Source organism: Chryseobacterium artocarpi, assembly GCF_001684975.1.
Taxonomy (GTDB): domain Bacteria; phylum Bacteroidota; class Bacteroidia; order Flavobacteriales; family Weeksellaceae; genus Chryseobacterium; species Chryseobacterium artocarpi.
Window position 1 is genome coordinate 147870 of the sequence record NZ_MAYH01000045.1, and the last position, 15645, is coordinate 163514.

The window sequence follows — 15645 nt, forward strand, 5'->3', positions numbered from 1 at the left end:
CAATTTTAATAAGAATCTTATTATGCAAAATATCCAAGATTTAAAGGAAAAGATTTTTTTTGAATCCATGAATATCATCGATAATCTGGACAAAATAAATAATGTGGACGAATTACTTTCCAAGCAAGATCTTGTAGATGAGCTTGCTAACAGGATTTCTTTTTTGAAATTACTGGAAAAAAATATTGAATACTTTGTTGCAGAATCACCATTACAGCACTCGGAAATGAACTCTGCTTCTTTTGTTTCAGGAGAACTTGATCATCATGATTCCGGAAATGAAGTGACTGAAGAGGAAGCTATTTTTAATAATGAACTGAACGAAATAGATGAGCATGAAAATGACACCTTTATCATAGGCTCTGAAGAAGAGGAAGCGGTTTTCAATAATCAGTTAAATGAAATTGTTGAAAATGAATTCCATGAAAATATTGTCAGTTTTGTAGAGGAAAACAACGAAGATCAAATAGCTGAAAAAACTCATGAACATTCATCATATGAGGATGTTACAGAAGAAGAAGCAATCTTTAATAATCAACTGAACGGAATAGATGAAAATGAGCTGTCACTTTCTGATGAAGCTGTTTTGAACTTTGTAGATGAAGAAAAAATACTTGCTGATGCTCAGCCGGATTCGGACGAAGATATCAATGAAGATATGTTTGTAAATGAGGAGACAGAAGAGGAAGCTATTTTTAACAATCAGCTGAATGAAATTGATACTGATGATGAATCTGAAAAGAATGAAGTAGATTATGCTGCGGTAAGTGATACAAGAGAAAATAAAGTAACAGAAATTATTCCAAGTATTTTTGATACGGAAATGCTTGATGATGAAATATTAATGGAAGAAACCGAAGAACAGTTTGTTACTTCCAATATTTCTTTAGAACAGGGAGAATTAGTTTCTGAAACTTCCAATGTTGATAATATTCTGAATGAGATCAAAAATGACCATTTCGAAGAAGAAAAACAAGAAGAACAAGTTCTTGCGGAAGTTTATGACCGAAGAAAAATTGTTGAAATAGACAAACCTGTTCCTGAAGAAACAGAAAAACATCCTTCTGATGAAAGTTTTGAAAACTTAGATAAATATAATCAGGAGAAAAAAATAAAATTAGCCAATATTAAAGGGTTGAAAGCTGTTCAAACTCTCTTTGATGATGATCCTCTGGAAAGAGAATTTCCAAAAGAAAATCAATCAGCACCAATAAAGGAGGATACAGGAAGTATTCTTAAATCTAATATTCCTACCAACCTTATGGAGGTAGAAAAGTCAAAACCTGAGTTTAAACTTGATTTGAATGATAGAATTGCCTTTTCCAAAATGTTGTTTGAAGGAAGCCAGGCAGATCTGAATGATACCGTAGCCCAGCTGAACCATTTCAAAACACTGGAGGAAGCCAAAGAATACCTGAGCGACCTTTATTATGACAGAAAATGGAGTAATGTGGATGAATATGCACAGCGACTTTGGATATTGGTGGAAAATAAATTCTTATAATTTTGAGCGGAATCTTATATTTTGTTCCTACACCCGTTGGGAACCTTGAAGATATGACCTTCAGAGCAGTAAATGTTCTTAAGGAAGTTGATTATATTTTATGTGAAGACACCAGAACTTCTGGAATACTTTTAAAACATTTTGAAATCTCCAAACCTCTGAAATCTTATCATTTACACAATGAGCATCAGGCTACGGAGAAAGTTATTACAGACCTTAAAAATGGTCAGAATATAGCAATCATTACCGATGCGGGAACTCCGGGAATTTCAGACCCAGGTTATTTATTGGCAAAAGCAGGAGCAGACAATAATATAGAAATGATCTGTCTTCCAGGAGCCACAGCTTTGATTCCGGCATTGGTAGTTTCCGGACTTCCAAATAATGAGTTTCTGTTTGCAGGATTTTTACCACAAAAAAAAGGAAGACAAACGAAGCTAAAGCAGCTTGCAGAAGAAAAGAAAACTATAGTACTTTACGAAAGCCCACATAAGATCAATACCACTCTTGAACAGATCAAGGAATTCTTTGGTGAAAATACCAAGGCAAGTTTAAGCCGTGAAATTTCCAAAAAATTTGAAGAAACTAAACGCGGAACAATCAGTGAGTTAATTGAATTTTCCAAGAGTAAAACTTTAAAGGGAGAGATCGTTCTTATTGTCAATAATTCTATTTAATTTTTAATTGAAAAAATTAGTTCTTGTATTGTGTTCTACTGTTTGTATGGCGCAAACTAACCAATACACCAAGGTACTTCTTTCCAAAAAAGCAGGGAAGGAGGTAAGCTCGTATTCTGATGGTTTTGGAATAGCTTATGATCCTGTTTCCAAAAAACAAGGAGTTATAGATGCGAAAGGAAATATTACTTTTGAATCTCAATATAAAGGAGGAATTTCTCATATTTTCAAAAACAGGTTTATTCTTTATTCTGAAGAAGGAAACAAGAGAAAAGCTACTATTATCGACGAAAAAGGAAATGAATTAGTTCCGTTTGAAGATCAGGATTTTAATACGCCATGGTGGAGTAAAGAACGTATTATAGCTTCTAAACAGGGTAAAGAAATCCTTTACGACTATAACGGTAAACTAATTATTCCGGAGTCGGATAGAATAAGGTTTGTGGGAAAGGATGCTTTTTTTGTTCTAAGAGATAAAAAATGGTTTTTGTATGATATCAATGGTAAGCAAATTAATGATAGAGCGTTCAAAGACGACTATAATTTCGAAAATGATAAGGCACTTATTCTTAATGAAGAGAACCAGCCTGAAATCATTGGTAAAAATGGACAAACTCTGCATAAATTTTCAAAGAATGTAGTAGATATCAATGCTTATCCTTATTTGATTACCCAAAACAAAGCTACTGGAAAGTATGGATTGATTGATGCAAATGAAAATATATTAGCGGATGAAATTTACAATGATATCACACCTGAATACTTCGGCAAAAAAGACTACATTTATCTGAGAAAAAATGGTAAAGCAACCGTTTTTAATAAGAAAGACCAGAAGCTCTATCCAAATACTTTTAAATATCTAACTCCTTTATTCAACGACCTTTTCAGTGTTTATAGTGATAAAACTGATAAAGCTGGTATTGTAGATTTACAGGGAAATATAATTATTCCGCAGGAATATGATTATATCAAAAACTTTACAATTGCAGGAAAAGATTTGATTTACCTTAAAAAAGGAACAGAAGAAAAGCTTTTTGACAAGACCCTTAGAAATATTCTGAATGATGGAGATCAGATTGTAGGTTTTTATCCTGACAATATTTTGATTAAAAGAAAAGATCTGTATTACAGGTTTTTAGTTGCCAATCAGTCTGTTATTGAGCTTAAAGGAATCAAAATTGTTAAGAATCAAAATGTTGAATACTTTAATATTCTTAATGAGTATTCTAAACCTCTGGTATGTATGAATACTGATAATCTTTATGGTATTCTTGACGGAAAAGGTACGGAAATTGTACCGTTCGTATTCGAAGATATTATTGCGTTTGACAATTTTGAAAATGAGATTGTTGTAAAGAAAGAAGGAAAATATGGAGTTTCAAATTTCCAAAATGAGCCTTTGACAGACATTATTTACGATAAATTTTTCTGGATGAAAGAAGTTTTGAAAGTAACTAAAGATAAAAAAGCAGACTTTATTTATTTCACTAGGTTTAGAAATGATCTGTCAGGAATTTAAAAAAATGGCAGAAAATCAATAAAAAAACTAAGTATTTTAACGATTTCAATGTGTTGAATAACAATTTATAATATCTTTGCAAACCGTTTAATTCCGGAAAGGAATTATAAAGATTGAATGAGTCAGCGAACACAAGCTGAATGAGTTATAAAGAAAATAATTGTCATAGATATGAAAATATTAGAAGGAAAAGTAGCACTAATTACCGGAGCTACAAGAGGAATCGGTAAGGGGATTGCTGAAATGTTTGCTCAGCAAGGGGCAAAAGTAGCATTTACCTATGCCGGCTCTGTAGACAAAGCTAAAGAATTAGAGGCAGCTTTAAGTTCTGTAACCCAAATTAAGGGATATCAGTCTGACGCATCAGATTATGATGCAGCTCAAAAACTAGTGGAAGATGTAATGGCGGAGTTTGGGCAGATTGACATTTTGGTAAATAACGCAGGAATTACAAAAGATAACCTGTTGTTGAGAATGTCCAAAGAAGATTGGGATAAAGTAATCAAAGTAAACTTAGATTCAGTATTCAACCTTACAAAAGCGGTGATTAAGCCAATGATGAAGGCAAAATCAGGATCTATTATCAATATGACTTCAGTAGTTGGAGTAAAAGGTAATGCAGGACAGGCAAACTATGCTGCTTCTAAAGCTGGTGTAATCGGATTTACAAAATCTGTTGCTGCTGAACTAGGTTCAAGAAATATCAGATGTAATGCTATTGCTCCGGGATTCATTGAAACTGAAATGACTGCTGTTTTGGATGAAAAAACAGTTCAGGGATGGAGAGACGGTGTTCCTTTGAAGAGAGGAGGACAGCCGGAAGATATTGCTAATGCTTGTGTATTCTTCGGAAGTGATATGTCATCGTACATTACAGGTCAAACGTTAAACGTAGACGGTGGAATGTTAATGTAAAAAATACAAATAGGCTACTCATTTTGTGTAGCCTATTTTTTTATGCAAATTTTTAAAATTTATCAGTTAAAAACTTGATTTTCCTGTTCCTGAACTCTGATAAAAGTTGTTCTTTTTGAAAGCTCTTTAAGTTTAGAAGCACCTACATACGTGCAGGTAGAACGTACACCTCCTAGAATATCTTTCACCGTTTCGGCTACAGGACCTTTATAAGCAACTTTCACTGTTTTTCCCTCAGAAGCACGATATTCTGCAACTCCTCCGGAATGTTTATCCATGGCAGTTTTTGAACTCATTCCATAGAACAAACGATATTTTTTACCGTTTTCTTCAATCATTTCACCGCCACTTTCATCATGTCCGGCAAACATTCCGCCAAGCATAACGAAATCAGCACCGCCACCAAAGGCTTTTGCAACATCTCCGGGAACTTTGCAGCCTCCATCTGCAATGATATGACCTCCTAATCCATGAGCTGCATCGGCACACTCAATAATAGCTGATAATTGTGGGTAGCCAACACCGGTTTTTACACGCGTTGTACATACCGAACCAGGACCGATTCCTACCTTTATGATATCAGCTCCTACCAGAAGAAGCTCTTCTACCATCTCTCCGGTTACAACATTCCCTGCAATAATAATTTTATCAGGAAAATTAGTTCTTGCCGTCTTCACAAAGTCAACGAAATGCTCGGAATAACCATTGGCAACATCAATACACAGAAATTCGATTTTTGGATGCTTTTCTAAGATCAGTCTGATTTTTTCTTCATCCGCTTTTCCTGTTCCGGTACTTAAAGCAATATACTGATGAATACTCTCAGGCTGGCTCTGCAAAAACTGATCCCATTCTTCAGGAGTATAATGTTTGTGAACTGCAGTGATAATTTTTTCTTTGGCTAGCTCTACAGCCATCTCAAAAGTTCCCACCGTATCCATATTTGCCGCAATTACGGGAACGCCACTCCATTTTTTCTTAGTATGTTTAAAAATAAATTCCCTTTCCAGATCTACTTCTGAACGGGATTTCAATGTTGAACGCTTTGGGCGGAACATTACATCCTTAAACCCTAATTTTATGTCATATTCTATACGCATTTTGTAATTATTTGTCAGAATAAAGGTAGTAAATTATCTCAAATGACTTACTTTTGAAACAAAGGATTTTCCCGTAACCTTTCCTATATTTGGTGAAAATTCTTGCGAATCCTCTTTTTGAAGCCGTTGGAATTTTCCTAAGCATGAGATTATTTTAATATTGGTAAAACAGATTTCCAATGATCGTTCTTTGATGAGATCTTGAATAATAAAAAATCTGCATGATCTGCAAAATCAACGATAGTAAAAAATAAAAAAGCGTGAAATCAAATTTCACGCTTTTTCTATCTTGAATAACAGTATTATTTAGATTCCTTCACAGCATCAAAAGCCATTATTTCTTCCAAGGTTTTCATGTATTCATAAGCTGTTAGATCAAACTTTACAGGGACAATCGAAATATATCCGTTAGCTAAAGCTGTTTCATCAGCATCTTCAGAATCATCCATATTGTTGAAATAACCTGTTAGCCAATAATACTTTTTACCATGCGGGTTTATTCTTTCGTCAAAGCTTTCTTCCCACTTAGCATTAGCTTGCTTGCATACTTTTACTCCTTTTATTTCTTCTGCAGGTAACTTTGGAATGTTTACATTAAGAACAATTCCTTTAGGCATCGGGTTCTCAAGAGTTCTTCTTACGATATTCTGAATATATTCTTTTGCCTGAGTAAAATCTGCTTCCCAACTGAAATCCAATAAAGAGAATCCAATAGCAGGAATACCTTCTACACCAGCTTCTACCGCTGCAGACATGGTCCCAGAATAGATTACATTGATAGAAGAATTGGCCCCATGATTGATCCCTGAAACTACAATATCAGGTCTTCTCGTAAGGATTTTATCCAATGCCATCTTTACACAGTCTACAGGAGTTCCACTACAAGAATAATCTTTTTGAGGTCCATCAAGAGTTACTTCTTCATAGCTTAAGGTAGAGTTGATTGTGATAGCGTGACCTTTACCACTTTGAGGAGAGTTCGGTGCTACAACAATTACTTCCCCGATTTCGTTCATAAAACTGATAAGATTTCTGATACCAGGAGCTGTAATTCCATCATCATTAGTAACCAGAATAAGCGGTCTTTCCATATATTATCTTAATTTTTTATACAAATGCAGTACAGTCTGTTCCTTTGAGAATAGAACAAAGTGAATTTTCAACACATCAAATGTAGTCAAAAATAAGACGTAATAAAATAACAGACTTGTTATTCACTGATTTAACTTCGAAAAATAGGCAATAAATTATTCAAGGGGTTTTCTTCCGGTAATGATGTTATAAAGAATAACTATAATAGCTATTACCAATAAAATATGAATTAAATAACCTGTACTGATTCCTGGTACAATTCCTAACATTCCTAGTAGCCATACAACAATGCAAATGGCTGCAACTAACCATAATAAGCTTTTCATAATAATAAATTTTAGTGATTTGATTAAATATTAGCATATTTTATGCCTTTATAATGTTAAGTCATGTTTTATAATGTCTATTTATGATTTTTTATGAAAACATTTTGTTTTATAAAATATTTTTAACAATTTAGAAATAACTCCCTTTTTTGCTGTAGATTTTTATATTTGAAAATGTAAAAAACGAATTGTATCCTATCGCTTTGAATAAAAATACTTAAAACTGTGCGATATTTGTAAATAAGGTATTAAATTTGATCGTTTGTAACAGTCTGCAAATTATTGCTACTTATTACAATACTTATTTTTCAAAAAATTAATAAATAAAGACAGTTTATGTGGAAAAATTTCAAACTGAATAAATTTTTACTCCTGATTCCATTAACCAGTCTAATGTTTTGCTTCAACTCGCCAAAGAACGATGATGAAAAAATGCAGACGATAATGGTGAGCGTAAAAAACACACTTTCTTACCTGCATTATAGTCCGAAGTCTATCAATGATGCTTATTCTAAGGATGTTTATAAGCATTATTTCGAGTTGGTAGATCCTGCTAAAAGATATTTCCTGCAATCTGATATGGATGAATTTAGTAAGCATGAAACAAAACTTGATGATTATATCAACCAGGGTGACCTTACATTCTATAAATTAACGATCGACAGACTTTACCAAAGAGTAGACGAGATTGATAAGATTACTCAGGACATTTTCAGTAAGCCAATCAACCTTCAGGAAGATGAAACGCTTACCTTGGAACCAAAACTAAAAAAAGTACCTGCGAACAAGCAGGAACAGTATAACGAATGGAAAAAATTCATCAAATACAATATCCTTCAGGAAATTGAGTCGATGAACAGCAAAGAAGAATTTCAAAAAGAGAAGAAAGATTCTGTTCAGAAATACAAATTAAAAGATACCATCAAGCTAAAAGTTCTTACTCAGGATGAGAAGATCAAAAAGGCTACTGATGAAGTAAAAGACCTTGTAAAAGATACCTTTACCAGATTCAAAAAGAGAAAGAAAATGGATTGGTTTACCGTGTATATGAATGCTTATACAGAAGTATTTGATCCACATACCAACTATTATTCTCCTAAAGATAAAGAAGACTTTGATACTCAGTTTACAGGAAAAGTAATCGGAATCGGAGCAATCATTCAGGAGAAAAAAGGAAATCTTTACCTTGGAGCATTGACTATTGGAGCACCGGCATGGAAATCCAAGCAGCTTTCAGAAGGAGATAAGATCTTAAAAGTAAGATCAAAGCCGAAAGATGATGCGGTAAACGTTGTAGGAATGCTTTCTGATGAAGCCGTAAGATTGATCAGAGGTGAAAAAGGAACTCCTGTTACCCTAACCGTTCAGAAAAAAGATGGTAGTATTAAAGATGTAACAATGGTTCGTGAAGAGGTAGCAATCGAAGATACTTTTGCAAGAAGTATTGTAGTAAACGCACCGAACGGGAAAAAATATGGATTTATCAACCTTCCAAGCTTTAACGCAGATTTTGAAAATTCAAAAGGAAGAAATGCTTCTGATGATATTAAAAACGAAATCATTAAGCTTAAATCTCAGAATATTGAAGGAATCGTTCTTGACCTGAGAAATAACGGAGGAGGTTCTCTAACGGAAGTAGGTGATATTATGGGGCTTTTCATGGATGCCGGACCTTATGTACAGGTGAAAGACGGAAATGGAAAAATACAGACTCTAAAGAACAAATACGAGGCTCCGATCTGGACTGGTCCGCTAGTGATTATGCAAAACGAACTTTCTGCTTCTGCATCTGAGATCTTGGCAGGGGTAATGCAGGATTACGGAAGAGCAATGATCATCGGGTCTCCACAGTCATTCGGAAAGGGTACGGTACAGACTTTTGTTGATCTGAACAGATTCCTGAATACAGAAGATGATTTTGGATCTTTAAAACTAACGATTCAGAAGTTCTACAGAATTACAGGAGAATCTACACAGAGAAAAGGAATTGTTTCCGATATTCAGATGAAAGACTTCTTTACTTACGCGGAAGTAGGAGAGCGTTATGATGATTTTGCTTTAGCTTGGGATAAAATTCCATCTACAAAATTTGAAAAACTGAATTATTTCAACATTCAGGCTCTTGAAAAAGCAAGCGCAGACAGAATGGCTAAAAACAGCAATTACCAGCTTTTACTGGAATCTGCTCAATGGAGAGAGAAACTGGATAAAGAAGAAAATATTACTTTGAATATTAATAAGTTTAATGAGCTGATGAAGCACAGAAAATCTCAGATCGAAAAATTCAAAGTACTTACGAAATTTGAAAACGGACTTCAGTTTATCATGTATCCAGCGGAAGTAGAAAGAGAGAAAAAAGATGAAGCTTTCAAAAAGAAATCTGAAATGTGGATCAAGAATCTGAAAAAAGATCTTTACCTGCAGGAAGCAATGAATATTGTATCAGATATGGGAGTAAAATCATAAACATAAAAAAACCGATAATGAAAATTATCGGTTTTTTTATTGAATAAATGGATTACTTAATTTCTACACATCCCACTCTTCCACCTGCATTTCCTGTAGGCTGAGTATGGAAATCATCGGCTGCGGCATGTATAATAAGCCCTTTACCGATAATGTTTTTAGATTCGTCTGTACATCCAAGACACCATTTATCCGTCTTGAATGTAAGAGTTGCAACTCCGTTCTGATCGGCTACTAAATTTCCTATATCTCCCATATGGAAATGCTCAGCTCCCCATTTTCCATGGTCGTTCTTAGATGGGTTCCAGTGTCCGCCTGTAGATGTTCCGTCTGCTGCAGAGCAGTCTCCTTTTTCATGAATGTGTACTGCATGGATTCCAGGAGTAAGGTTAGTTACATTTAGTTTCATGATGACATCATTCCCTTGTTGGGTAAACTTTGCTGTTCCTCCTGTTTGAGTTCCGCTTTTGGCGTTTACAGAGTACGTTTTTGTTGTTCCGCATGAAGCAGCTAAAAATGCACATCCTGCCAATAATGCTAGTGTTTGTACTTTCATTTTTAAATGATTTATAGTAATATTTAGGATAAATTTAAAAAAGTTTTTCCAAAGCGCTTTATGATTCCAGTCTTTTTTTAGAACGGATTTTAAATAGTAAACTATTATTTCTGCTCTTTTTCACTCAAAACCTGTGAGTTTAATATCCATAATAGAAGTACGTTAAAATTGCTAATTTTTGGAAAATGTTAAAGATGTATAATTGGATTTCTGCATTCCTATTCATTAATTTCCCATTCAGTAACAAAACAATGCCCTTCAGTAATTATTTTTTTACAGAAGGGTATTGGACGTGTTACTTTTGATCCATAAAATAACAATCATGAAAGCTCAGGTCTATAAAATATTCTTTCTCATTGCATTTACAGCCTTTATGATGGGGAATGCTCAAATAAAATTCTCCGGAAGGGTAATGTTTAAGAATAAAGGAATAAGTGAAGTAAATGTCACTCTAAAGGATTCTTATGATGGGGCAACTACAGATTCGCAAGGAAATTTTTCCTTTGAAACTTCAGAAAAGGGAAACCGTATTGTCACTTTTACTCATCAGAAATACGAAGAAATTCAAAAATCGATTACCATTGAAAATCAGGATATTTTATTAGGTAATATAGATCTTAAAGAACAGATCAGTGAGATTGATGCTGTTGTAGTTTCTGCAGGTTCTATTGAGGCTAGTGATAAGAAAAGAGCAACGGCTTTGCTTACTCCCATTGATATTTATACAACGGCGGGTGCAGACGGACAGATTTCTTCAGCATTGACCTATCTTCCCGGAGTACAGAAAGTAGGAGGTACGGAAGGTCTTTTTATCCGTGGAGGTACCGGTACAGAATCTAAGATCTTTATGGACGGAAGTCTTATCAATAATTATTTTTCCAACTCTGTTCCAGGGATTGCAGGGAGAGATCAGTTCAATACATCTCTTTTTAAAGGAAATATATTTTCCAGTGGTGGTTATTCTGCGTTGTATGGGCAGGCTCTTTCTGGAGCATTAATGCTGGAAAGTGTTGACCTTCCGGATGAAACATCCTATAATTTCGGAATTTCACCTATTTTCCTTAGTGCCGGATTTCAAAAGCTGGGAGACAATAAAAATTACTCATATGGTGCTACAGCAGGTTATTCTCTTTTAAGCCTGATGCAGAAAATTTTTAATTTTAATACAGATTTTACAGAAGCCCCGCAAGGACTTAACGGGGATCTGAACTTCAGATTTAAAACAAAATCAGGTGGTATTTTCAAATATTACGGAATGTTCAACTCCAATAAAATGGGAGTAAAATCAGAAAGCCTTGAGCCCGGATATGATTTCAGTCTGGTAAAACTTAATGGTAAAAATACTTTTCACAATCTATCTTTTAAGCAGAAATTTGGAAAATATCTCCTGAATGTAGGCGGTTCTTACTCTTACAACAGATCAGATCTTCATTTTTCTACGGAAACTAATGATCTTGAATCCAATCAAACTCAGCTTTTGACAGATGGGAATTATCTGAATTTTAAAGCCGTAATTGAAAGAAAAATAAACAGAATAAGTGCCGTCAGAGGAGGAATTGAATTGAATAATACCGATGAAAACCTGAATTTTGAAGCAGTTCAGAAACATTATAAAGACTTAATCTCTTCCGCTTTTGTGGAAACCGATCTTGGCTTCAGTAATGCTTTATCTGCGAAAATAGGAGTGAGAGCAGAACATTCTTCTTTTTTAGATAAAAACAATATTGCCCCTCGTTTTGCTATTGCTTACCGACTTGCAAAAGACTGGACAACTTCGTTAGCTTATGGTCTTTTTTATCAGAATCCGGAAAGCAAATACATCAACAGTCCTGCAAATCTGGGATTCCAGAAATCCCAACATTATATTTTTCAGGTTCAGAGGGCTTCAGAGGGCAGAACTTTACGTTTTGAGGCTTTTTATAAAAAGTATGACCGTTTGATTAAAACATTTAATGTAACACCGGATAAAGAACAGAATCAGCAGATTCAAACTGCTTTAAATAATGAGGGATACGGATATGCTAAAGGAGTGGAGTTTTTCTGGAGAGATAATAAAAAGACATTTAAAAATATCGATTATTGGATCAGTTACTCTTACCTGAATTCAAAAAGAGATTTCCTGAATTACCCTGTGAGTCTGCAACCAAGTTTTGCGGCTGAACATACTCTTTCAGCAGTAGCAAAAAGATTTATTCCGGAATGGAAACTTGGGGTAAACTTATCTTATACCTATGCAAAAGGGCGTCCTTATTATGATATTGCTTCTACATTTGAGAATGGAAATGCAATTAATTATACCAGAAATGAAGGCAGGATGAAAGATTACAATGCATTGAATTTCAGTATCAATTATCTTCCGAATATCGGTAAAAAAGATGCTAAGGCATTTCCTGTATTTGTATTGAGTATCAGTAATATTTTAGGATCAAAGAATGTATATGGGTACAATTTTTCTGCGGACGGCTCCAGAAGTTCTGCAATTGTCCCACCAGTTAATACTTTTGTCTTTATAGGAGCATTTATAAGTTTCGGGGTAGACAAAACGGATGATGCCATTAATAATAATTTATAAAAAACATACCTTCGGGAAACGATAAAAACTAATTTTTAAAAATCAATTATTATGAAAAAATATCTTTTAAGCTTTGCTTTAGTTCTGATGAGCTTAACTTCTTTTGCACAGTCAGATTATGAAAAAATTATGTCCGAAAAAATTGCTAAAATTGAAACCTGTAAAACAGCAGAAGATTTCCAGACTTTAGCAAATGATTTTCAAAGAATAGGGAGTAAGGAAAGCTCACAGTGGCTTCCGGCTTACTATGCTGCCTTCTCTTACATTCAGAAAGGAAGAGTAATGATGAGAGATGGTAAAATGCAGGATCTGGATGGGGTGGCATCTCAGGCAGAAAAGCATTTAAGTATGGCTCAGAATCTTGCAGGAGCTGATAATGCTGAGATTCGTTTATTGAAAAAAATGGCTTACTCTTTAAGAATGATGGTAAATCCGCAGCAAAGGTATATGACAGATGGAATGAGAGCTAATGAAGAGCTTAATATTGCACAGAAACTAGATCCTGCTAACCCAAGAATTGCTTTGATTAAAGCAGAAGATATTTACTTTACTCCTGAACAGTTTGGTGGAAGTAAAACAAAGGGATTGGAAATGTTCAAGGAAGCGATAACAAAATTTAATGCTTACAAACCTAAAACAACATTAGATCCGAACTGGGGAAGAGGAGAAGCAGAATATTTTCTAAGTCTGCCAACAGAAACATCAAAATAATACAAAAACCTTCAGATAATGAAGGTTTTTTTATGTGATTTTAATAATAAAAAGAAAAAGTACCATTACTGATACTTTTTCAATTTTTTATATAAAAGAAGGGGTTATACACATTGCTCAATGAATGCTGTACATCTTCCAAACTGGTTTCTGCACATAGTCCATCCGCATCCATCATCATTCCAAGGGTCTTTTACAGGTAATTTACCACCTCCGATTTTCTTTTGGTCTTCTCTGGATAAGCTTTTTAAGCCAATCATTTTTTTTGATGTTTTCATTTTAGTTTGTTTTTTGATAGTTCCTACTCTTTAAGCTTTTCGGATAACGCTGATTTGTATTTCACTAATCTACGATTAATCTTGATTTTATACAAATTATGTTCATCTAATTGTTTATTTTGTAGTTTATTATTTATTTAAAATAACTGTTTTTAATGAATTTGTTAATTTTTAAAATTGATTTAAATCAAAACAAATTCATCTATGATACCATTCAGAGATAAAAAGCAACCGCTCGGTAAGAAATAATTTTTGATACCTTTAATAAAAGCTAATTTTGACTCAAGAAAACGAATCATGAAACGTAAGGATATTATAACGCTGTTTGTCATCTCATTCATAGTCTCTATGTTTTTCTTTTTTGCATTTACATCAGAAAAGAGCCTTGAAAATTTTATTTATACAATACTTATTTCTCTGATCTATACCATAGTATTAGGAGGCGGAAATGGATTAATTAACAGCTTTCTCAATAAAAGATTTCCCTGGTCAGAAGAAACCTCTAAAAGAGCTGTTATCAGTATAGTTTCTATTGTTATCGCGAATATTATACTGGTATACTTTTGTAATTATATCAATTTCGTCCTGATTCAGAAAGCAAGTACTACAGAAGAGTTTCTGGCGGGAAAATATAATATTACCAATTGGTTTACCATTAACATTGCTTTGCTCATTTCAGCATTCTTACATGCGAAAGGATTTATGCAAGAATTAAAGAAGGCATCCAAAAAAGAAGTAGTGGAGCAGAAGCTTATTGCCAAATCTGCCAATGCTCAGTTTGAAAGTTTAAAAAACCAGCTGGATCCACATTTTCTTTTTAACTCTCTCAATGTTTTAAGCTCATTGATTGATGAAAATCCAAATCAGGCACAGAAGTTTACCGCTTCAATGTCAAAGATTTACCGTTATGTACTTGAACAGAAAGATAAAGAGCTAGTAACCGTGGAAGATGAAATGGAATTTGCCAAAACCTATTGCGATCTTTTAAAAACTAGGTTCGAAGACAGTGTAGATTTTATTTTTGATGTTAATAAAGAAGACTATAGGAAATATGTAGTTCCATTATCATTACAGCTTCTTTTGGAAAACTGCATCAAGCATAATTTTGCGACTTCTTCAAAGCCTTTGGTCATCAGAATATTTTCAGAACATGATGTGCTTTGTATTGAAAATAATCTGCAGGTAAGAGAGCAGATTAAAGAAAGCTCAGGAATTGGTCTTGCCAATATTGTACAACGATATTCACTGCTTACAAAGAAGAATGTCTTTATTGAAAAATCTGAAGATTATTTTAAAGTAAAGCTTCCGATGCTGCTTAATAAACCTAATATTGTCAGTGCAGAACCAGATGAAAATCATAAGAGCTACAAAAAGGCACAAAAGCGAGTGAAAGAGCTTAAAGATTTCTATATGAATCTGATTTCTTATTGTATAGTAATTCCTTTTTTGATCTTTATTAACCTTTTTACAAGAAGCTCTTTTCATTGGTTTTGGTTCCCGGTATTTGGCTGGGGAATAGGATTGGCTTCACATGCCTTTCAGGTTTTTGGAGTCGGAGAATCATGGCAGGAAAAGAAGATTCGTGAAATTATGAACAAACAAAAAAATAGAAATGATGGAAACATTTGATGAAAACGATATTGAATATCAGAAAGCAAAAAGACAGGTAGAAAGATTAAGAAGTTTCTATGCTCATCTATTTGTGTATGTTATAGTAAATCTGATGATTGTCTATTACAATTATACTCATCTAAAGCCTGGTGAAAGCTATTTTCAGTTCAAAAACTTTTTCACGGCTACATTCTGGGGAATTGGGCTTCTTGCACATGCAGCTGTAGTTCTTTTATCCAAAAATGGTTATTTACAAAGATGGGAAGAGAAGAAGATTCGTGAACTGATGGAAAAAGATCATTCAGAGAAGTTGTAAAA

Annotated in this window: 14 protein-coding genes; 9 read left to right on the forward strand and 5 right to left on the reverse strand. The window is 34.0% G+C overall.

Going from position 1 to position 15645, the window contains the following annotated elements:
* Positions 1 to 22: 22 nt before the first annotated feature.
* The 4 genes from BBI01_RS15450 to fabG all read left to right on the forward strand — a co-directional run bounded on the left by BBI01_RS15450 (position 23) and on the right by fabG (position 4615).
* Positions 23 to 1504 carry a DUF8457 domain-containing protein gene (locus tag BBI01_RS15450; protein WP_065395551.1) on the forward strand — a complete coding sequence of 494 codons (1482 nt, stop codon included), beginning with the start codon at positions 23 to 25 and terminating at the stop codon, positions 1502 to 1504.
* A 2-nt stretch (positions 1505 to 1506) separates the two neighbouring features.
* Complete coding sequence (gene rsmI, locus BBI01_RS15455) at positions 1507 to 2181, forward strand: 16S rRNA (cytidine(1402)-2'-O)-methyltransferase (protein WP_065395552.1); 675 nt, start codon at positions 1507 to 1509, stop codon at positions 2179 to 2181.
* A 7-nt stretch (positions 2182 to 2188) separates the two neighbouring features.
* Complete coding sequence (locus BBI01_RS15460) at positions 2189 to 3700, forward strand: WG repeat-containing protein (protein WP_165602260.1); 1512 nt, start codon at positions 2189 to 2191, stop codon at positions 3698 to 3700.
* Positions 3701 to 3871: 171 nt separating this feature from the next.
* Positions 3872 to 4615: a 3-oxoacyl-[acyl-carrier-protein] reductase gene (gene fabG / locus BBI01_RS15465; RefSeq protein WP_065395554.1), complete on the forward strand. Its 744-nt coding sequence runs from the start codon at positions 3872 to 3874 to the stop codon at positions 4613 to 4615.
* Between the two features lie 62 nt (positions 4616 to 4677).
* Here the strand turns inward: fabG and BBI01_RS15470 are convergent, their stop codons facing one another.
* From BBI01_RS15470 to BBI01_RS22570, 3 genes are all read right to left on the reverse strand, one after another.
* A complete protein-coding gene (locus tag BBI01_RS15470) occupies positions 4678 to 5715 on the reverse strand; it encodes a GMP reductase (RefSeq protein ID WP_065395555.1) in 1038 nt (345 codons plus the stop codon).
* 302 nt (positions 5716 to 6017) lie between these two features.
* Positions 6018 to 6806 (reverse strand): 5'/3'-nucleotidase SurE, encoded by a 789-nt coding sequence (gene surE, locus BBI01_RS15475; protein WP_065395556.1) that lies wholly within the window; start codon positions 6804 to 6806, stop codon positions 6018 to 6020.
* Positions 6807 to 6962: 156 nt separating this feature from the next.
* A complete protein-coding gene (locus tag BBI01_RS22570) occupies positions 6963 to 7133 on the reverse strand; it encodes a lmo0937 family membrane protein (RefSeq protein WP_123862156.1) in 171 nt (56 codons plus the stop codon).
* 336 nt (positions 7134 to 7469) lie between these two features.
* On the opposite strand from BBI01_RS22570, the gene BBI01_RS15480 reads away from it, so the two are divergent.
* Positions 7470 to 9599, forward strand: coding sequence for a carboxy terminal-processing peptidase (locus tag BBI01_RS15480; RefSeq protein ID WP_065395557.1), 2130 nt, complete (start codon positions 7470 to 7472; stop codon positions 9597 to 9599).
* A 52-nt stretch (positions 9600 to 9651) separates the two neighbouring features.
* On the opposite strand, the gene BBI01_RS15485 is transcribed toward BBI01_RS15480, so the two are convergent.
* Positions 9652 to 10155: a superoxide dismutase family protein gene (locus tag BBI01_RS15485; RefSeq protein ID WP_065395558.1), complete on the reverse strand. Its 504-nt coding sequence runs from the start codon at positions 10153 to 10155 to the stop codon at positions 9652 to 9654.
* Between the two features lie 322 nt (positions 10156 to 10477).
* On the opposite strand from BBI01_RS15485, the gene BBI01_RS15490 reads away from it, so the two are divergent.
* Together BBI01_RS15490 and BBI01_RS15495 are read left to right on the forward strand one after the other, a co-directional pair.
* A complete protein-coding gene (locus tag BBI01_RS15490) occupies positions 10478 to 12727 on the forward strand; it encodes a TonB-dependent receptor (protein WP_065395559.1) in 2250 nt (749 codons plus the stop codon).
* Positions 12728 to 12778: 51 nt separating this feature from the next.
* A complete protein-coding gene (locus BBI01_RS15495; protein ID WP_065395560.1) occupies positions 12779 to 13438 on the forward strand; it encodes a hypothetical protein in 660 nt (219 codons plus the stop codon).
* A gap of 104 nt (positions 13439 to 13542) precedes the next feature.
* On the opposite strand, the gene BBI01_RS22855 is transcribed toward BBI01_RS15495, so the two are convergent.
* Positions 13543 to 13716 carry a hypothetical protein gene (locus BBI01_RS22855; RefSeq protein ID WP_165602261.1) on the reverse strand — a complete coding sequence of 58 codons (174 nt, stop codon included), beginning with the start codon at positions 13714 to 13716 and terminating at the stop codon, positions 13543 to 13545.
* Between the two features lie 297 nt (positions 13717 to 14013).
* Between BBI01_RS22855 and BBI01_RS15500 the strand changes: the two genes are divergently transcribed.
* Positions 14014 to 15345, forward strand: a complete 1332-nt coding sequence (locus tag BBI01_RS15500) for a 2TM domain-containing protein (RefSeq protein WP_065395561.1) — start codon at positions 14014 to 14016, stop codon at positions 15343 to 15345.
* Positions 15329 to 15643: a 2TM domain-containing protein gene (locus BBI01_RS15505; protein WP_228394017.1), complete on the forward strand. Its 315-nt coding sequence runs from the start codon at positions 15329 to 15331 to the stop codon at positions 15641 to 15643. The genes BBI01_RS15500 and BBI01_RS15505 overlap by 17 nt, the downstream gene beginning before the upstream one ends.
* Positions 15644 to 15645 lie beyond the last annotated feature (2 nt).